16 protein-coding genes and 1 other RNA gene are annotated in these 19,360 nt (G+C 59.9%); 13 read left to right on the forward strand and 4 right to left on the reverse strand.

Translation table 11 applies throughout. The annotated features are described in order from the left end of the window. The first annotated feature begins 18 nt into the window (after window positions 1-18). From ACP7AJ_RS09895 to ACP7AJ_RS09915, 5 genes are all read left to right on the forward strand, one after another. Entirely contained in the window at window positions 19-687 is a 669-nt protein-coding gene (locus tag ACP7AJ_RS09895; RefSeq protein WP_426060034.1) for a TetR/AcrR family transcriptional regulator, read from the forward strand. Between the two features lie 48 nt (window positions 688-735). Then, the gene (locus ACP7AJ_RS09900; protein WP_426060035.1) at window positions 736-2,442 is read left to right on the forward strand and encodes a peptidase domain-containing ABC transporter; all 1,707 of its coding nucleotides are present in this window, start codon (window positions 736-738) and stop codon (window positions 2,440-2,442) included. A 131-nt stretch (window positions 2,443-2,573) separates the two neighbouring features. After that, entirely contained in the window at window positions 2,574-3,971 is a 1,398-nt protein-coding gene (locus tag ACP7AJ_RS09905) for an HlyD family secretion protein (protein ID WP_426060036.1), read from the forward strand. Between the two features lie 108 nt (window positions 3,972-4,079). Beyond that, complete coding sequence (locus tag ACP7AJ_RS09910; RefSeq protein ID WP_426060037.1) at window positions 4,080-5,549, forward strand: TolC family protein; 1,470 nt, start codon at window positions 4,080-4,082, stop codon at window positions 5,547-5,549. Window positions 5,550-5,590: 41 nt separating this feature from the next. Then, a complete protein-coding gene (locus tag ACP7AJ_RS09915; RefSeq protein WP_426060038.1) occupies window positions 5,591-6,268 on the forward strand; it encodes a DUF1361 domain-containing protein in 678 nt (225 codons plus the stop codon). Between the two features lie 28 nt (window positions 6,269-6,296). Here the strand turns inward: ACP7AJ_RS09915 and ACP7AJ_RS09920 are convergent, their stop codons facing one another. Beyond that, complete coding sequence (locus tag ACP7AJ_RS09920; protein WP_426060039.1) at window positions 6,297-6,791, reverse strand: GNAT family N-acetyltransferase; 495 nt, start codon at window positions 6,789-6,791, stop codon at window positions 6,297-6,299. 153 nt (window positions 6,792-6,944) lie between these two features. On the opposite strand from ACP7AJ_RS09920, the gene ACP7AJ_RS09925 reads away from it, so the two are divergent. Together ACP7AJ_RS09925 and dgt are read left to right on the forward strand one after the other, a co-directional pair. After that, window positions 6,945-9,971: a M1 family metallopeptidase gene (locus ACP7AJ_RS09925; RefSeq protein ID WP_426060040.1), complete on the forward strand. Its 3,027-nt coding sequence runs from the start codon at window positions 6,945-6,947 to the stop codon at window positions 9,969-9,971. Window positions 9,972-10,052: 81 nt separating this feature from the next. Next, window positions 10,053-11,435, forward strand: coding sequence for a dGTP triphosphohydrolase (gene dgt / locus ACP7AJ_RS09930; protein WP_426060041.1), 1,383 nt, complete (start codon window positions 10,053-10,055; stop codon window positions 11,433-11,435). A gap of 43 nt (window positions 11,436-11,478) precedes the next feature. Here dgt and ACP7AJ_RS09935 read toward each other — a convergent pair whose 3' ends face one another. Together ACP7AJ_RS09935 and guaA are read right to left on the reverse strand one after the other, a co-directional pair. Next, complete coding sequence (locus ACP7AJ_RS09935) at window positions 11,479-12,198, reverse strand: type 1 glutamine amidotransferase (RefSeq protein ID WP_426060042.1); 720 nt, start codon at window positions 12,196-12,198, stop codon at window positions 11,479-11,481. Between the two features lie 144 nt (window positions 12,199-12,342). Continuing rightward, the gene (guaA, locus tag ACP7AJ_RS09940; RefSeq protein WP_426060043.1) at window positions 12,343-13,878 is read right to left on the reverse strand and encodes a glutamine-hydrolyzing GMP synthase; all 1,536 of its coding nucleotides are present in this window, start codon (window positions 13,876-13,878) and stop codon (window positions 12,343-12,345) included. A gap of 266 nt (window positions 13,879-14,144) precedes the next feature. On the opposite strand from guaA, the gene ffs reads away from it, so the two are divergent. The 5 genes from ffs (at window position 14,145) to ACP7AJ_RS09965 (ending at window position 17,029) form a co-directional block, all read left to right on the forward strand. Beyond that, window positions 14,145-14,242, forward strand: an RNA gene (gene ffs, locus ACP7AJ_RS09945) — signal recognition particle sRNA small type. Window positions 14,243-14,425: 183 nt separating this feature from the next. Then, a complete protein-coding gene (gene fsa, locus ACP7AJ_RS09950; protein WP_426060044.1) occupies window positions 14,426-15,082 on the forward strand; it encodes a fructose-6-phosphate aldolase in 657 nt (218 codons plus the stop codon). A gap of 94 nt (window positions 15,083-15,176) precedes the next feature. Then, window positions 15,177-15,380: a fructose-6-phosphate aldolase gene (locus tag ACP7AJ_RS09955; protein ID WP_092668187.1), complete on the forward strand. Its 204-nt coding sequence runs from the start codon at window positions 15,177-15,179 to the stop codon at window positions 15,378-15,380. 52 nt (window positions 15,381-15,432) lie between these two features. Further along, window positions 15,433-16,074, forward strand: a complete 642-nt coding sequence (locus tag ACP7AJ_RS09960) for a cell division ATP-binding protein FtsE (protein WP_426060288.1) — start codon at window positions 15,433-15,435, stop codon at window positions 16,072-16,074. A gap of 61 nt (window positions 16,075-16,135) precedes the next feature. After that, a complete protein-coding gene (locus tag ACP7AJ_RS09965; RefSeq protein WP_426060045.1) occupies window positions 16,136-17,029 on the forward strand; it encodes a glycosyltransferase family 2 protein in 894 nt (297 codons plus the stop codon). Window positions 17,030-17,145: 116 nt separating this feature from the next. Here the strand turns inward: ACP7AJ_RS09965 and ACP7AJ_RS09970 are convergent, their stop codons facing one another. Further along, window positions 17,146-17,985 (reverse strand): hypothetical protein, encoded by an 840-nt coding sequence (locus ACP7AJ_RS09970; protein ID WP_426060046.1) that lies wholly within the window; start codon window positions 17,983-17,985, stop codon window positions 17,146-17,148. Between the two features lie 218 nt (window positions 17,986-18,203). Between ACP7AJ_RS09970 and ACP7AJ_RS09975 the strand changes: the two genes are divergently transcribed. After that, complete coding sequence (locus tag ACP7AJ_RS09975; RefSeq protein ID WP_426060047.1) at window positions 18,204-19,358, forward strand: DegT/DnrJ/EryC1/StrS family aminotransferase; 1,155 nt, start codon at window positions 18,204-18,206, stop codon at window positions 19,356-19,358. Window positions 19,359-19,360: the final 2 nt, after the last annotated feature.

Genomic DNA, 19,360 nt, shown 5'->3' on the forward strand with positions numbered 1-19,360 from the left:
TCAGTGGCACATCTACTCATGCCGCCCACCATTCGCCCCACCCTCAACGCACAGCTATATCTGCGCGACCCGCAGGGCACGGAGTTGGGCCGTCGTATTCTCGCCGAAAGCGTACGGCTCATTGATGACATCGGCTTCGAGCACTTTACTTTCAAAAAGCTAGCGGCCGTTATTGGTTCTACCGAAGCCAGCGTGTACCGGTATTTTGAGAACAAGCACCGGCTGCTGCTCTACCTCGTGTCGTGGCACTGGACGTGGCTGCGGTTTCACATCCGTTTTCACACCCACAACGTGGCCGATGCAGCCCAACGGCTGCGCCTGGCGCTGGGCGTGCTGTGCCATGCCCACTTCGACGACCAGGGCACGGCCGGCCTCGATGAAGCTGCCCTCTACCGCATAGTGGTGGCGGAGGCTAGCAAATCTTACCTCACCAAAGAAGTAGACGCCGATAATCGCGAGGGTTTGTTTCAGGAGTACAAACAACTGGCAGCCGACCTTGTAGTCATGGTGGAGGAAATCAACCCCTCCTACCCGTTCCCGCACGCCTTGGTGAGCACCCTGCTCGAAACCGCTCGCAAGCAGCTATTCTTCGCCCAGCACCTCCCCTCCATGGCCGATGCGCCCGGGTCGGCGGAACTCCAAATTCTCCGGTTTATCGAACACCTGGCATTTTCTGCGCTGGCCTAGCTGCGCCCGACTGCCTAGCTTTTTTCTTTCGCCCCTCCTTTTTACTTCATGGCAACTACCTCCGATACCAACGTCCCTCACCTGACGCCCGTCCGACGGCTACTCCGGCTGTTGGGCGCTGAGCGGCGCGATATTACCTACCTCTATGTATACGCCGCGCTGGCCGGCGTCATCAACCTGTCGCTGCCGTTGGGCGTGCAGTCGGTGATTGGCTTTGTGACCAGCGGCGCGCTCAGCACCTCCCTCATCGTCCTGATTGGCTTCATTGTGGTGGGCACGCTGCTGGTGGGTGGCTTGCAGATTATGCAGCTCTACCTGGTCGAATTCATCCAGCAGCGGCTGTTCGCGCGCGTGTCCCTGGAGCTGGCCCTGCGTCTGCCGCGGGTGCGCACCGAGGCCATGGACGGAACTTACCTGCCCGAGCAGGTGAACCGAATGCTCGACCTGCCAACCCTGCAAAAAGGCCTTGTCATTCTGCTGGTCGATTTTTCGGCGGCTGGCCTTCAGATTTTGCTGGGCCTGATTCTGCTGTCCTTCTACCATCCTATTTTCATCGCCTTCGGCCTGGCCCTGATTTTTATCCTGGTCCTCTTGTTGCGCCTTACCGGCCCCAATGGCCTGGACACCAGCCTTACTGAATCAAAGTACAAATACAAAGTAGTGGCCTGGCTTGAAGACGTAGCGCGCTCGCAGGGCACGTTTCGGCTGGCGCCGCGCCGGGGCTTGGTGCACAACCGCACCGACGATCTGGTGACCGGCTACCTCACCGCCCGCAAGGCTCATTTCCAAGTGCTGCTGACGCAGTACTTTGGCTTCGTCGCCTTTAAGGTGCTGGTAACGGCTTCGCTCCTGATTGTGGGCGCTGTGTTGCTTATCAACAAGCAGATTAACATTGGCCAGTTTGTGGCAGCTGAGATTGTAATCATCCTGGTGCTGAATGCCGTGGAGAAGCTGCTGGTAAAGCTGGACGTGGTGTACGACGCCCTCACCTCGGTCGACAAAATTGGTCACCTACTCGATTTGCCGCTCAACGCCGAATCGGAAGCGGAAGAGCGTGCTGATACTTCCGACAGCAAAGAACCCAAGAAGGCTGCCTCTGTGGAGTTGCGGCAGCTGAACTACCACTACCCCAACGGCGGCCGGGCCGCGCTCAATGGCCTCAACCTGCGTTTGGAGCCGGGCCAGCACTTGGGCCTGGCGGGTCCCGATGGTTCGGGAAAAACCAGCCTGCTGCGCTTGCTAGCCGCCCAGCTCGACGGCTACACCGGCGTGATTGCCTACAACGGCACGGCCTTGCGCGACATCGCGCCCGAGCGCCTGGCTCGGCTGATAGCCGACACGCTGCCTGGCCAGGAGCTGTTCAGCGGCTCGGTGCTCGATAACCTTACGCTGGACCAGGAGCGCCTGCATGCTGAAGACGTGGCCCCGGCCCTGGCCTTGGTGAACCTGCGCGACGAACTTTATGCCCTGCCGCAGGGCCTAGCGACCGAGGTGGGCCCTGCCTCGCCCCTGCCCGACAGCACCCGCCAGAAGCTGATACTGGCCCGTGCCCTTATCTACAACCCGCAACTGTTGCTGCTCGATGGCTTGTTGCCCGCCATTTCGCCCGCCGAGCGCTACCAGATACTGGACCGCCTCCTCGACCCGGTGCACAACTGGACCATTATTCTGGCCACCGGCGACGAAGCCGTGCTCAAGCGCCTGCCCAACACCCTGCGCCTCGAGAGTGGCCGCGTCATTTCCAATTCAGTTTAGGGGCAGAGAGTCGGCGCAGAACGAAAACAAGGCAAGTATTGGCTGATTTTCGCAACCAATCCCTTTCCTTAACCCGTTCAACCTCAGCACGAACCAGCCACCCTTCCACAGTCAAAATTTAATCCTTTCGAATGCCTTTCGTCGAAAACCATCATACTGACACCCACCCGCAGAGCCGGCGCTTTCGCTCCCTGCGGATGGTGCAAACGCCCAAAGCCGGACGCACCTTGGCGCGCTGGGGCGCCACGCTCGGGCTGCTGGTGTTTGTGGCGGGCTTCTTGCCCTGGACGCAGAACATCCGCTCGCAGGGCCGCCTCACCACCCTGCGCCCGCAAGACCGGCCCCAGACCGTGCCTAGCACCATTGGCGGCCGCATTCAAAAATGGTACGTACGCGAGGGCCAGTTGGTGAAACAGGGCGACACGCTGGTGCAAATCACTGAAATCAAGGAGAAATACTTCGACCCTGAATTGCTGCAGCGTACCCGCGAGCAGCTCGAAGCCAAGATTGCTTCGCTGCGCGAAAACGCAGCCAAAACCGAGGCCCTGGGTGGGCAGCAAACCGCCTTGCGCCAGGGACTGCAGTTCAGCTTGAGCAAGGCCCGCAACAAGGTGTCGCAAGCCCGCCTGAAGGTGCGCTCCGACTCGGCCCAAGTGCTGGCCCAACGCGCCGACTTTGCCATTGCCACCCGCCAGCAGGAAGCCCAGGAAAACCTCTACCGTCAGGGCCTGAAATCGCTCACCGAGTTGGAGGCGCGCCGCCTGAAATTCCAGGAAAGCCAGGCCAAGGTGCAGGACGTGCAAAACAAGCTCAGCATCTCGCGGCAGGAGCTGACCAATGCCATCATCGAGCTGCAGTCGCTGCAGGCCGAATACACTGATAAAATTTCGAAGAGCGAGTCGGACCGCCGCTCGGCTACGTCCTATCAGTTCGACACCGAAGGTCAGATTGCCAAGATGCGCAACGAGCTGGCCAACCTCAGCATTCGGGCGGGCTACTACTTCATTCAGGCGCCGCAGGACGGCTACGTGGTGCGCGCTCTGAAGGAAGGTCAGGGCGAGATTGTAAAAGAAGGCGAAGACATCGTGACCATGATGCCCTCTTCCCCCCAGCTGGCGGCAGAGCTCTACGTGAAGCCCATGGACATTCCCTTGCTGCGCGTGGGCCGGCACGTGCGACTGCAGTTCGACGGCTGGCCGGCGCTGGTGTTCACGGGCTGGCCCGGCACCAGCTTCGGTACCTTTGGCGGCACGGTGGCCGTCATCGACAACATAGACTCGCAGGGGCAATACCGCATCCTGGTAATCCCCGACAGCACCCAGGAAGCCTGGCCCAAGCCCCTGCGCGTGGGCTCGGGCGTGTACGGCTGGGCCCTGCTTGATGACGTGCCTATTTGGTACGAGCTGTGGCGGCAACTCAACGGCTTCCCGCCCGACTTCGTTGGCGAACCCGAGCCCGAAAACAAAGGCGGTGGCAAGGCCGGCGGCAAAGAAAAGAAAGCCGACAAAGGCGGCGGCAGCGAAGAGTAGAACATCTGTTTCCGCATGGATAAAAAGGGCTGAAAAACAGCTTTAAACCCCGACGGCTTTCCCTGCCCGCCATGCGGAACACCTTTTAAATACTGAATTAAACCACCCGTGAGTAAGCTGAATCAGGTCCTCAAAAGCGTGCTTCGACCCGCAGCCATTGTGTTGGCGCTGGCCGGGCCCTTGTGCGCACAAACCAGCCCAGCAGCGGGAGAATCGGCTGTTTTTAGCCTGGACGATTTTTACCGCTATGTAACCGAACGCCACCCCGTGGCGCGGCAGGCAGGCATCCTTCCCGAGCGGGCGCAACAGGAAGTGCGCCAGGCCCGGGGCGCTTTTGACCCCCGAGCGGAGAGCAAGTTTTACGGCAAGGAATTTGGCGGCAAGTCGTATTTCTACGACTGGGACAATTCCTTACGCGTGCCGATATGGCTGGGCGGCATCGACTTGCGCGCCGGCTACGAGCGGGGCGTGGGCACCTACGTCAACCCCCAGGAATTTACGTCGCCGGCCGGCCTGAGCTACGTGGGGGTATCTGTGCCGCTGGGCCAGGGCCTGCTCATAGACGAGCGCCGCGCTGCCCTGCGCCAGGCCCAGGCCATGGTGGGCCTGGCCGAAGCCGAGCGCCGCGCCGCCCTCAACAAGCTTATACTGACAGCTACCAAAGACTACTGGGAATGGAGCCTGAGCTACCAGCGCTACGAGCTGCTGCGCAACAACCGTGACCTAGGTCTGGTACGTTTCCGGGCCACCCGGGAGCGGGTGCGCCTGGGCGACCTCGCAGCCATCGATTCGGTAGAAGCCCTCACCGAGCTTCAGAACCGCGAAGCCCAGCTGATACAGGCCTTGGGCCAGTGGCAAAACGCCACCCTGATGGTATCCAACTACTTGTGGGACCAGAACAGCCAGCCCCGCGAGCTGCCCGCTACGGCTCGGCCGCAGTTGCTGCCCCCGCCCCTTACCTGGCGCGACTACCCCCGCGACTCCCTCCAGCAGAACCTAGGGCAGGCCCAGCAGTTTCACCCCGACCTGCTAAAAACCCGCGCCAAGCTCCAGGGCCTGGGCATTGAGCGGCGGTTGGCGCGCAACAAGCTGTTGCCTAAGCTCTCGCTCGACGCCAACTTGCTGCACGGCGGCCAGCCCTTCTCACTCGAGAGCCGCCCGCCCTCGAACTACGACGGCGGCTACCTCGCCAACAACTACAAGGTGGGCTTCAGCTTTGCCCAGCCATTGTTTCTGCGCCAGGAGCGCGGCAAGCTCCAAGTCAACGCCCTGAAAATACGCGAAGCCGAACTTGGCCTCGAGCAGGATGCCCGCACCATCCAAACCGCCGTGCAGATGAACGCCAACGAATGGCAGGCCCTGGTGGAGCAGCTGCGTATGCAAGCGCAGGCCGTGGAGAACTATCAACGCCTGCGCGACGGCGAGCAAATCCGCTTCGAAAATGGCGAGAGCACCGTGTTTTTGCTCAACTCCCGCGAAGCTTCATTGGTGAATGCCCGCCTGAAACTGGCTGAGCTGCAAGCCAAATACGGGCAGGTGCAGGCCGGCCGGGTGTTCAGCCTGGGCGGTACGCTGTAGAGATAGCGGCGCGCTTTCGCATTCCCGTTATCTTAGCGCTCATGCCCATCTCCTCTGAAGCCCTGCGCCGCCGCTTGCCGCTCTATTTTGTGCTGGCGCTTTCGCTGGGCCTGAGCTTTGTGCTGATTGGGGGCCGGGTGCTGCTTACGGGGCGGCTGCAATTCATCTTCCTGCTCTGGAATCTGTTTCTGGCGGCAATCCCCTTTTGCCTGAGCGCGGCCCTGACCCTGGCGGCCAAGCCGCCCCGCGCCTTTTTGCTGTTGCTGGTGGGTGCAGCATGGCTGTTGTTTTTCCCCAACGCGCCCTACATAGTCACCGACCTGTTTCACCTTGAGCCCCGGCAGGGCGTGCCTTACTGGTACGACTTGGCCCTGATTCTGAGCTGCTCCTGGAATGGGCTGATGCTGGCCTATGCTTCCTTGCTCGACATGCACGCGCTGGTGCAACGGCGGCTTAGCACCTGGGTGGGCTGGGTGTTTGTGACCGTAGCGCTGCTGCTCAGTAGCTTCGGCATCTACCTGGGCCGCTACCTGCGTTTCAATTCCTGGGACGTACTGGCCAATCCGCTCACGCTATTCTACGACATCCTCAACCGGCTGGTGAACCCGCTTAACCACCCGCGCACTTGGGGCGTAACCATGGTGTTTGGCGTGTTTCTATTGATTGGGTACGGGACGGTGCGGCTACTGGGGCGCACGTATGAGGAAGAGTCCCGCTAGGCACGCACCAGTCACGTTATTTTTCATTCTAAAATGGGTAGGCGTATTCCACGTATCCGTCTGGCAGCTCTGCTACTTCACGAAAAGCAAGGCCTTCCAGAAGTCGCACTGCCGGGCGGTTCTGCCTGGTAGTTATGGCTACAATCGCCAATAATTCCATTTCATTCCTGCCGAAGTCAACTGCCAGTTTGAGGGCTTTTGCCATATAACCGTAGCCGCGAAACTGCTCCAGCAGCACGCAGCCCAATTCGCCCCGACCCGTCTCAAACCCGCGGTAGTAACCGCACGTGCCGACGAGTTGATGGGTGAGTCTGTCCTCAATTCCCCAATGAAGGGTGTTTCCGGCGCGGTAATCTTCGTTTATCCGCGCCAACATGGCCGCTGCCTGGTCCATAGTTGTGGCCTGCTGGGCATCGTAAAAGGAGATGTCGATAAGCTGCGAAACCTCGTGCGGCGCGATTGGGCGCAGCAAAATGGTATTGTCTGACAACATCGGGTAAATTTCGAAAGGGGGACGTTTCATGGTTTGCGGCTGATGCATTGCAATAAGCTAATTGGGGCAAGACCAAAGTAGGTCAAAGCCAGAGCCCGGATTTGGTATGGCGAGTTGGTTCGTAGGCATGCCGTAGCTTCGTCCTTTGGGCGCGGGCTCTACTACCGGCTCACCAGTTTCCTCATGAACAAACGTACTCTCCTGGGCCTGCTGGCTCTGCTGCCGGGCTTGGCCCTGGCCCAGCCCACCAAAAAGGCCAAACCAGCGCGCGCGACCAAAACGGCCCGCCCCGCCCGCCCGCCTCGTCCATCTGCCGCCCCCTACTTTCAGCAGGAAGTTAATTATTCCATCGACGTCACGCTCGATGACAAAGCCCATGAGCTCACGGGGCGCGAGGAGCTGACCTACGTCAACAACTCCCCGGCCGCACTTTCCTTCATCTGGTTTCACCTCTGGCCCAACGCCTACAAGGACAACACCACCGCTTTCGCAAAGCAGCAGCTGCGCAACGGAGACCGCAAGTTTCAATTTGCCAAAGCCGCCGACCGGGGCTTTATTGACGGCCTCGACTTCAAGGTAAACGGCCAGGTGGCCAAGCTTGAATTCGACCCGCTAAATCCGGACATTGCCAAGCTGGTGCTGCCGCAAAAGCTGGCGCCGGGGGCCAGCGCCACCATCAGCACGCCGTTTCGGGTGAAGCTGCCGGCTTCGTTTTCTCGACTTGGGCACGTGGGGCAGAGCTACCAGATTACGCAGTGGTACCCCAAGCCGGCGGTGTATGACCGGCGTGGCTGGCACCCCATGCCCTACCTCAACCAGGGCGAGTTTTACTCGGAGTTCGGCTCGTTCGACGTGAGCATCACGCTGCCTACCAACTACACCGTGGGGGCCACCGGCGAGCTGCAGAACCCCGACGAGCGTGCCCGCATGGACGGCCTAGCTGCTGCCGCGGCGCTCAAAACCACAGGCAAGGATTTCGGCAACGACCTGGCCTTCCCAGCTTCCGACGCCACCACCAAAACCCTGCGCTACAAGCAGGACCGGATACACGATTTTGCGTGGTTTGCTGACAAGCGCTACAATGTTCTGAAAAGTGGCGTGACGCTGCCGTCGGGCCGCACGGTGACCTCTTGGGTGCTGTTTACCAACAACGCAGCCGAGAAGTGGGTTAAAGGCTTGCAGGACGTCAACGATGCCCTTACTTACTACTCGCAGTGGGTGGGCGAGTACCCCTATTCCTCGGCCACCGCCGTCGACGGCGCTCTGAGTGCCGGCTCCGGCATGGAGTACCCCATGGTGACCGTGACCCAGCCCGAGGCCATCATCCACGAAGTGGGCCACAACTGGTTTTACGGCATTCTGGGCAGCAACGAGCGGGATTTTCCCTGGATGGATGAGGGCCTGAACAGCTACCTGCAGCTGCGAGTGGAAGGACGCGACGACCCCCAGGGTGGCTTGCTGAAAGACATCTACAAGAGCCCGGCCGCAGCCAAGGCCCTGGGCGTGGAAAACCTACCCGGCAATGCCCTCAACCAGGTACCCTACCAGGTGATGGCCAGCCGCGGGCTGGACCAGCCGGTGCAGGGCCCTACCTCGGCCGAGTACGGCCAGCTGAACTACGGCGTAATTGTGTATTTCAAAACCGCCGCGCTGTTCAAATACTTGGCGGGCTACCTGGGCCAGGAGAAGTTCGACAACGCCATGCGGGCCTACTACACCAAGTGGCAATTCAAGCACCCCTACCCGGAGGATATAGAAACCACTTTTGAGGAAAGCACGGGGCAGAAGCTTGACTGGTTTTTTGGGGAGATGCTCACCAACACCCGCGAATACAACGCCGATATTTTCGCCCTCCAGCAGATTGGCGACCAGGTGAAGGTGCTGGTGCGCACCGAGTCACCGGTGCTCTGGGCCGTGCCCGTGTCGACGGTTGATGCCCAGGGCAAGGTGCTGGAAACGCTGTGGACTCCGCCCATAGGCAACCCCGAGGACGATGCCGAAAGCCAGCTCAATTTTCGCCTCGAAAACGTGGCCGCCGTGGTTGTCGACGCCGAGTACCTGACGCCTCAGCTCAACCGCCGCGACGACCGGCTGGCGCTCGGGGGCGGCAACTTCCACCGCTGGGAGCCAGTGCGGCTGCAGCCCGTAGCCAGCGTCGAGCGCTGGGACCGGTCGGCCATTAGCTGGCTGCCCGTCATCGGGGCCAATACGTCGGATAAATTCATGCTTGGCGCAGCCTTTTACAACAATCCGCTTACGCCCAAAAAAGTGCAGTACTTGGCCATGCCCATGTACAGCTTCAACCGCAACGAACTGAACGGCATTGCCTCCCTTAAACTGAGCGTGCTGCCTGCCCGCTACACGCGCCAGGTGGTCACGGGCCTGCTGCTGCAGCGCTTTGAGCGCTACCTGAAACTGGAGCCCAGCGTGACGTTGGTGCTGCCGCACTCGGCCTACGACCAGCCCCAGCACGAAGTAAAATTCGCCCTCACCTCCGTCGACGACCAGGACGAGGGCCTGACCAACGCACTCACCGCCGAATACGGGGTACGCGGCGGCAACGCCCTGCACAACTGGACGGCCCACGTCGAGGCAAACAACTTCGATAAGCAGCCCAGCGGCGAGTTGAAGAATAGCTCGGCCCTGCTGCTTCGCGCTCAGGCTACTTACGAACAGTTTTACGCCCCAAAAAAGCGAGTAAACGTGCGCCTGTTTGGTGGCCGTTTTTTGACCCAAACCAGCAATAGCCAGTTCGTACTCGGCCTCAGCGGCAGCCCCGATTACCGCCGCCAGACGGCCTTCCTCGACCGCCAGCAGATTTCCCGCTCCCTCGCTGCCCAGGAGCACCAGACCGACAACCGTGATGGCGCCTTCAAAGCTTTTGTGCCGGCCTTCAGCACCGAATGGCTCAGCACCCTAAACCTGCAGGCCGATTTGCCCATCACGGGCCTCGCCGTATTCGCCGATTTCGGTGCCACTGCCGAACGCCAGGCTGTCAATAGCACGTCCTCGCAGCGCCTTTTTTACGACGCAGGCTTGGTAGTGCCGGTTCTGCGCAAATTCTTTGAGCTCTACCTCCCCGTGGCCGGCTCGCAGTACAACAACGGCTTCCCCAATAGCCGCAAAGACTTCACCGACCGCATCCGCTTTGTCTTCAACCTTAACCACGCCAACCCCTTCCGGTTACTGGATAAAAAGCTAGCCGAGTAAGAACAAGTGGGCAAGGCGGCCCAGCAATTCGCCCTCACCCACTTGCTTCTTTTCGTCTCCACCCGTTCAATCACCTTCTCTGTGGAAAAGTCCATGCACTGGCCGCGCCTGCTTTCGCAACGCCGCTTTCCCAACCAGCTTCTGCCCCCGCCCAGTGCTACGCCCGTTCGCGGGGCCTTCGTGCAGGACTACGACCGGGTGGTGTTCAGCTCCGCCTTCCGACGCCTGCAGCGCAAAACCCAGGTGATGCCCCTGCCCGAAACCGATTTTGTGCATACCCGCCTCACTCACTCACTCGAAACCGCCGTAGTGGGCCGCTCCCTGGGCCGCCTCGCCGCCCGGCACTTGCTGGAAGACGACGAGGCCCTGGCCCACCTCCTTCCCAACCTCGACCAGGACTGCGGCGACATTGTAGCCGCTGCCTGCCTGGCCCACGACATCGGGAACCCGCCCTTTGGCCACTCCGGCGAGGATGCCATCAGCAGCTACTTTGCCAGTGCGGCCGCCGCGCCGTACCTGGAGAAACTTAGCGCAGCCCAAGCTGCCGACCTGCAGCATTTTGAAGGCAATGCGGCGGGGTTTCGCATCCTCACGCACACCTACGCGGCCCATAGCACCGGCACCGCCGGCCTGGGCCTCACTTACGCCACGCTGGGCGCCTTCACCAAATATCCTAAGCCCAGCATTGTGCCCAATGAGGCCAAGCTTGGCGGCGCCTCCGAGAAAAAGTACGGCCATTTCCAAACCGAGAGCCCCCGCTTTCAGCACTTGGCAGCCGAGCTGGGCCTGCTCCCCAAAGGCGACCCCGCGCTGGGCTTCACGCACCGCCATCCGCTGGCCTTTTTGGTAGAAGCTGCCGACGACCTGTGCTACCGCATCATCGACTTTGAAGACGGCCTGAAGCTGGGCCTGATAGAACCACAGGCCGGGTTGGGCCTGCTCAAAAAGATGCTCAACGACCCTGCCGGCCGTGTGGGCAGTGTGCAGTGGCACGACTGGCGCGAGGAGCTCGGCTACATTCGCGCCCGTCTTATTGGCAACCTTGTAGCCGAAATCGCGACGCTCTTTGCGCAGCATGCTCCCGCCATCCTGCGCGGCGAATACGATTCACCCCTAATCAAGGAGCTTTCCTGCTGGACCGACCTACAGGAGGTGCAGCGCCTCAGCATCGAAAAGCTGTACCGCAGCCGCCCCGTGCTCGAAATCGAAGCCGCGGGCTTCGAAGTGTTGGGCGGGCTGCTCGATGCCTTCCTCTGTGCCATTTTCGACCAAAGCCAAGGCCACCGCAGCCGCAAACTGCTGCTCCTGCTGCCCGACCAATTTCGCGCCGAAGGGCATCAGGCCGGCGTATCAGTCTACGAGAAAATTCTTCTCCTTACTGACTTCGTGGCGGGCATGACCGACCAGAATGCCCTGAGTTTATACAAGACAATCAAGGGGATTGAGTTGCCGAAAGGGTTTTAGTGCGTGCTGAATTCGCAGGGGTGAGATTCCGGCAAGCCTGGGCTCACACAAGTAACTCTCCTTCGTGCAGCGCCACCATGTTCGCCAGCAACGATTCGAGCAGCTTGCGGCCCTTCCACACCGATTTTACCTTGCTTCGAATCTGCTCGGCGGTTTGCACGAACTCCTGTTCTTCGGCAGTTTCGTGGTTTTCAAAATGCATGAGTTTCTCCACCATTTCCACCGTGAATTCGGGATGAAACTGCAAGCCAATGATACCGTCGCCCCACACAAACCCCTGCGTGGCGCAACCAGCCGACATGCCCACCCGCATGGCTCCCGGTGGCACCGTAAATGTATCGCGGTGCCAGTCTAGCACGGCCGCTTTTTCGGGCCACCCCCGCAGCAGTGGGTGCTCCAGCGACTTGCCTGAAAATCGCACCGTCCAGAAGCCAATCTCCGGCTCGTGGTTCGGCCGCACCTCGGCGCCCAGGGCCAGCGCAACCAGCTGCGCGCCCAGGCAAATTGCAAGCGTGATTTTACCGGCCCGCAGTACCTCGTTTATGAAAGCTTTTTCGGGCACTAGCCAAGTACATCCTTCCTCATCGTGCACACTCATGGCCCCGCCCAGAATCAGCAAACCGTCGAACTCGCCAAGCTCAGGAAAAACTGGGCTAGGCTCGAAAAGACGGGTAAACGTGAGGGAGTGCGCATGCGCCGCCAGCCAATCGGCGATGTGACCGGGCCCTTCATCGGGCATGTGCTGCAGGCAGTGAAAGCGCATTTGAGACCTAAAAGCTATGATTGAAAACGCCTGTCATGCTGAGCCTGCGAAGCATCTTATCCTTGCTGAACGAATCGTTAAGGCGTGAGAAGATGCTTCGCAGGCTCAGCATGACAGGCGGTTAGCCATTTGAAAAACAAAAAGCTACTCCCATTCAATGGTAGCCGGTGGTTTCGAAGAAATATCGTACACCACGCGGTTGATGCCCCGCACTTGGTTGATGATTTTATTCGAAACCTCGGCCAAGAACTCATAAGGCAAGTGAGCCCAGTCGGCCGTCATGCCATCCACGCTGGTTACGGCGCGCAGGGCAACGACCCGCTCATAGGTGCGCTCGTCGCCCATCACGCCCACACTTTGCACGGGCAGCAGCATGGCGCCTGCCTGCCATACCTGGGAATACAGGCCGTGCTCTTTCAGCAGATTGATGAACACGCCGTCGGCGCGCTGCAGCAGGTCCACTTTCTCGGGTGTGATGTCGCCGAGAATGCGAATGCCGAGGCCGGGACCAGGGAATGGGTGGCGGTTCAAAATCTCACCCGGAAGGCCCAGGGCGGCACCCACTTCGCGCACTTCGTCTTTGAAGAGCATACGCAACGGCTCCACCACTTTGAGCTTCATCAACTCTGGCAAGCCACCCACGTTGTGGTGGCTTTTAATGGTGACCGACGAGCCGTGCACCGAAACCGACTCAATCACATCGGGGTATATGGTACCCTGGGCCAGCCACGCGGCGCCTTCCACTTTGTGCGCTTCGCGGTCGAATACTTCAATAAATGTGCGACCGATGGCCTTGCGCTTGGCTTCGGGGTCGCTGAGGCCTTTGAGGGCAGCGTAGAACTCGGGCGCGGCATTTACGCCGGTCACGTTCAGGCCCAGGCCTTCGTAGGCCTTGAGCACGGTGGCAAACTCGTCCTGCCGCAGCAGGCCATTGTCCACGAAGATGCCGTGCAGGCGCGGGCCAATGGCGCGGTGCAGCAGCAGGGCCGCCACACTGGAGTCGACGCCGCCTGAGAGACCGAGAATCACTTGGTCGTCGGGGCCAATGGTGTGCTGCAGGGCCAGCACGGCCGAATCCACGAAGTGGTCGGGCGTCCAGCTTTGGGCGCATTGGCAGATGTTGACCACGAAATTGGCGAGCAGCTGCTTGCCTTCGGAGGAGTGCGTCACCTCGGGGTGGAACTGAATGCCGTAGGTGTCCTGGCTTTCAATTTTGAAGGCTGCCACTGCCACTTCGGGCGTGCTGGCAATAATGTTGTAGCCCGCAGGCAGGGTCAGGATGGTGTCGCCGTGCGACATCCAGACCTGCGAGCCGGCGTGCATGCCGTGCAGCAGCGGCGACTCCACGTTCAGCTCAGCCAGGCGGGCGCGGCCGTATTCGCGGATGGTGGCGGGGGTCACTACGCCCCCGCCCTGGTGGGCCAGCAGCTGCGCGCCGTAGCACACGCCCAGCACGGGCACGTGGCCCAGCAGGTGGCTCAGGTCGGGGTTGGGTGCTCCTTCTTCGCGCACCGAGCAGGGCGAGCCGGAAAGAATAACACCCCGAATATCCTCAGTCAAAACGAGGTTCGGGGCGTGGGTATAGGGGTGAATTTCGCAAAACACGTGCAACTCGCGGATGCGCCGGGCTATCAATTGCGTGTATTGCGAGCCGAAATCCAGAATGATAAGTCGTTCCATGCCGCAAAGGTAAGCGCGATAGCAGAACGGTTAGCGCCCCTTCTTATATAAAGAAGGGACATATTAGCTAACCTTCGAATTGGGGTGTGGGCATTTATTAATGATGGGAATACAGTTATATCATGAGGTGTTCAACCATTGTTTGGCTGCGCCGGCCCTAGGTTCAACGAGCGTCACCACCTTCGTACGAACCTTTGACTCGTATATCCCATCCTTAAAAAAAGCAGGAAGTTTGCCGTTTCGCATGTTTTCTGCGTACATTTGCAGCGGCAAGTCAGAACGACCAGCTCCTGCTGAACTCCCCCAGGACCGGAAGGTAGCAAGGGTAAGTGGTTGTAGCGGTGCGATTTTGGCTTGCTTTTTTTTGCCCTTTCCTGTCGGCCCCAGCGCTGCTCATTTCCGCATTTTGGCGGCACGTTGAGTAGCTTTGGGGCCGATTCTTTTTCATTAGCTGTTAGCTGACAGCTGTTAGCCAAGGGCTTTTTGGCTGGCGGTTTTAACCACAGAAGCAGCTATCAGCTAATAGCCATCAGCTAATAGCTACAATATGAAGTTCTTCATTGACACTGCCAACCTCAACGACATCCGCGAAGCCGTAGAACTGGGCGTACTCGACGGCGTAACCACCAACCCCTCGCTAATGGCCAAAGAAGGCATTCGCGGCGTTGATAATGTAATGGCGCACTACCGCCAAATCTGCGAGATGGTCGACGGCGACGTGTCGGCCGAAGTTATTGCCACCGATTACGAAGGCATTGTGCGCGAGGGCGACGAGCTAGCCGAACTCCACCCCAACATCGTGGTGAAAGTGCCGATGATTAAGGACGGCATCAAGGCCATTAAGTACTTCGCCGACAAAGGCATCAAAACCAACTGCACCCTGATTTTCACCGCGGGCCAAGCGCTGCTGGCTGCCAAAGCCGGCGCCACCTACGTGTCTCCTTTCGTAGGCCGCCTCGACGACATCGGCCACGACGGCTTGCAGCTGATTGAGCAAATCGTGCAGATTTTCAGCAACTACGGCTACCCCACCGAAGTCTTGGCTGCCTCCGTGCGCCACGTACCGCACCTGATTCAATGTGCCGAGATTGGTGCCGATGTCGTGACTTGCCCGCTCAACGTTATCACGGGCCTGCTCAACCACCCGCTCACCGACAAAGGCCTGGCCACGTTCCTGGCCGACCATAAGAAAGTCAATTCGTAACGATGAATGTTGAGGGTTGGATGCCCGATTTAACTGGGCGCTTATTCCGACCGGTTACTTCTGCATTCAACCCTCACCCTTAACCCCTGCTGCCGTGTACATCATTAAAGTAAAGGGCAAGGCCAAAATTCCCGACTACATCCAGCTCCGGGACGAGGCCTTCGTGCTTATTGCCTACTTCCGGGCCGACCGCCCCCTTAAGGATTTGCATCGCTATGGGCTTGAGGGCAAAGAAACCGAGCTGGCTGCCGTGATTGCGGGGCTCGAATTTGGCAAGCTCCGGCCCCTGGCTATCTAAACCCGAGAAATCCGTGATTGAAAACGTTATCGAGTTACACGACGCCACCATCATGCAGGAGCAGCAGGCAGTGCTGCAGGGCGTGACATTCACGCTGGAGAAAAGTGCTTTTGCCTACCTGGTGGGCCGCACGGGCTCCGGCAAGTCGTCGCTGCTCAAAACCCTGTATGCGGACCTGCCCCTGCAAAGCGGCACCGGTTCGGTGGCCGGCTTTCCGTTGTCGCGGCTCTCGGCCAGCAAGGTGCCGTATCTGCGCCGCCGCCTGGGCATCGTGTTTCAGGACTTCCAGCTCCTCTCCGACCGCTCGGTGGCCGAAAACCTGATGTTTGTATTGAACGCAACGGGCTGGAAGGGCAAGGCCAAGAAGCAGCAGCGCATCAGCGACGTGCTCACCCAAGTTGGCCTCAACGGCACCGCCAACCGCATGCCGCACCGACTTTCGGGCGGCGAGCAGCAGCGGGTAGTCATTGCCCGCGCCATGCTTAATGAGCCTGTGCTCCTGCTGGCCGACGAACCCACCGGCAACCTCGACCCCGACGTCTCGGACAGCATCATGCAGCTGTTTGGGGAAATCAACAACGCGGGCACCGCCATTCTCATGGCCACGCACAATTTTCAGCTGATTGATAAGTATCCCCACCGCGTGCTCACCTGCAAGGACGGCGAGTTGCTGGACTCGTCCAAGCGGCATTAGATTCTTACGGCTTTTTTGCCGGGACTTTTGTCGCATTGCTCATCGCTAACGGTCACCTTCTATGACGCCTGGGCTTTCGGTCCTCATTCCGGTTTTCAATTGGGACGTTAACAAATTGGTTGATGCGCTGCTTGCGCAGCGGGCCGATTGGCCGGGCCCAATGGAAATCATCTTATTTGATGACGGCTCGCGCGAGGAAATTCGAGTGGCAAACCGGTCGCTGTCGTGCCGGCCTGGGGTACGCTACCACGAGTTGCCGCACAATGTGGGCCGCGCAGCTATTCGCAACCAGCTCGCGGCAGCTTCTGAACGCCAGGAATGGCTGCTGCTGCTCGACAACGACAGCCTCCTGCCGGATGCACAGTTTTTGGCGCGTTACGCCGCCGCTCGCCACTACGCACCGCTGGTCATCGGGGGCACGTGCTATGCCCAGGCACCTCCGGTCCACGCCGCTTCGTACTTGCGGTGGTACTACGGCCACCACCGGGAAGCCCGCCCGGCTGCCGTGCGCCAGCAGGCGCCGCATGCGCAGCTTACCATCAACAACGTGTTGCTGCACGCGGCAATCCTCACGCAATTCCCCTTCGACGAAGACTTGACGGGCTACGGCCACGAAGACACGAAGTTGGGCATGGAACTAGCGCGGGCACAGGTGCCCATCATGCACCTCGACAACCCGGTGCTGCACATCGGCCTGGAATCCGCAAACCAATTTCTTGATAAGAGCAGGCAGGCTGTGCGCAACCTGGCCCACCTGTACCACACCAAGGGGCTGGGCGCTGAAACACGGTTGCTGCAAACGGCCCTGCGCCTGCGGCGTTTTGGGCTGGCCCGGGCCGCGCATGGGGCCCTTCAGGTGCTGGCGCCTGGCCTGCGGCGGAGCTTGCTTTCGGCCCGGCCCAGTTTACGCAATTTCGATTTGCTGAAGCTGTACTGGGTTTTAGAGGAGCTATAGGACTTGGCAGCCTGTCCGAATTTAATTTGCAGGCCTGATACTAACGCAAAAAAGCCGGCCTTCACCATTAGGTGAAGGCCGGCTTTTTTGCAGTTCTTAAAACTCAGAGAAGGGGCTTATTTATTGTCCTTGCCGTCGAACACATCCTTAACGGCGCTGCCAACCTTCTTACCCGCTTGCTTCACGTCGGAGGCGGTGTTTCGGGCTGCTTGGCCTACTTTACTGCGTTCGTCGGCCGTTTCGGCTTTCGCCTCCCGGGTCTCTTCGCTTATTTCGTTGCCGGCCTGCGCGCCCCGAATTTTGGTTTTATCCCAGGATTTGAAAGCCGCGTATTTCAGCTTTTCCTTTTGGATTTCGGCCAGGTCATTAGCCGAAATATCGCCTTTCACTCGGTCGTAGGCTTCGTCCAGCGCCCGCCACTCGGCATTGATGTTGCGCCAGTCGTTGATGTCGTAGCGCTCCTGGTTTTGCTTCACAGTTTGCACAAAGCCTTCGTAGGTAGCCCGCGCATTGGCCGCGGTGAGTCGAGCGGCTGGTTGGCTGGGCTTATAGTACTGGCCCATGGTCATGGCACCAGTGGCACTATTCGCCCGGTTGCTCCAAGCGGCTTCGCGCTTGTCGTAAGCCGCCGTGTAGCGGGTGCGGAGCGCCTGGATTTCCTGGCGGCGGTTGTCGTCGTACTGGTCGTTGTAGCGGTCTACGGCAGCTACTCGGGCGTCGTAATCGGACTTTAGCTGGGCGGTTTCGCGGTCGTAGTCAGCTTCAGCCTCGTTGCCCACCGCATCGGCTTTGGCTTCGGTTTCCGACACAAAGGTGTTCAGCTCATTGTAGGCTTGGTCCACGTCGGCCGAAGCCTCTTGTTTTTCGGCCTGCGAGCAGCCGGTTTGAGTAAATGCCACGCCGCCCAGCAGCAACATGGCGGCCAGCGAATGAAGGGTGAGGTTTTTTCTGAACATGATGCGAGAGCTTAATGTAAATGAATGAACGCGAAGTATTACAAAATATAAATACCCCTCGAATAAATCTCTAAACGCAACCCTCGGACGATGGGTTGTCGAGCTCTCGCTTGCCTGATAGGCTCCTCGGTTGGGCCGGGCACCTCCTTAAACGGCTGCATCTGGCCCGTGGCGGGCTGCGCTCTATCTTTGGGGCCGCTCCGATTTACTTTTCATCCGTGTCCATTCTGCCTGCCCCTCCCACCCCCATTCACCTTTTGGACCTGCGCGCCGAGCATGCACTTATTCAGAAGGAGTTGGACAGGGCCGTGTGCGACACATTTGACGAAGCTGCGTTTATTCAGGGCCCGGCCGTGAGTCAGTTTGCGGCTGAGCTGGGCTCGTACTTGGGCGGTGCCCACGTCATTCCCTGTGCCAATGGCACCGATGCCCTGACGCTGGCCTTAATGAGCCTGCAGCTGCCTGCCGGGGCTGAGGTCATCCTGCCCGCCTTCACTTATGTGGCCACCCTCGAAGCCGCCGCCCTACTGGGCCTGCGGCCCGTGTTGGTGGATGTGCGGTCCGACACTTTCAATATCGACACAGCGGCAGTTGAAGCCGCCATCACTCCCCGCACGGGCGCCATCATGGCGGTGCACTTGTTTGGGCAATGCGCAGATTTAGAAGCTCTGCGGGAGCTGACCACCCGGCACAGCGTGGCCCTTATTGAGGACAATGCCCAGGCCATCGGGGCAACGTTCCGGTTTCGAAGCGGGGAAACAACTTATGCCGGCACGGTGGGCGAGGTAGGCACCACGTCCTTCTTCCCCTCTAAAAACCTCGGCGCCATGGGCGACGGCGGCGCCATGTTCACCCGCGACCCCGCCCGGGCCACCTTGCTCCGCCAACTCGCCAACCATGGCCAAAGCCAGAAATACCACCACCAGCACATCGGCCTTAACTCCCGCCTCGATACCCTGCAGGCGGCCTTGCTTCGCGTCAAGCTTCACCACTTGCCAGCAGCTACGGCCGCTCGCCAGACCATGGCGGCCCGCTACGACGCGACCCTAGCCGGGATGTCTGACCTACTAATTCCGGTGCGCGACGCCCGGAGCAGCCACGTATTTCACCAATACACCATCACCCTGGCCGAAGCCAACCGGCGCGACGAGCTGCGGCACTTTTTGCAGCGCTGCGGCGTGCCCACCATGGTATATTACCCGCTGCCGGTGCATGCGCAGCCCGCCTATGCCTATCTGGGTTACCAAGCCGGGCAGCTTCCGGTAGCCGAGCGACTGTGCGGCGCGGTGCTGTCGCTCCCCATTCATCCGCTGCTGACGGTGGCGCAGCAGGATTATATTATTGAGTGCCTCGGCACTTACTTTGGGCGCTAATC

The sequence above is a fragment of the Hymenobacter sp. B1770 genome (assembly GCF_049896385.1).
In the GTDB taxonomy this organism is placed as follows: Bacteria; Bacteroidota; Bacteroidia; order Cytophagales; family Hymenobacteraceae; genus Hymenobacter.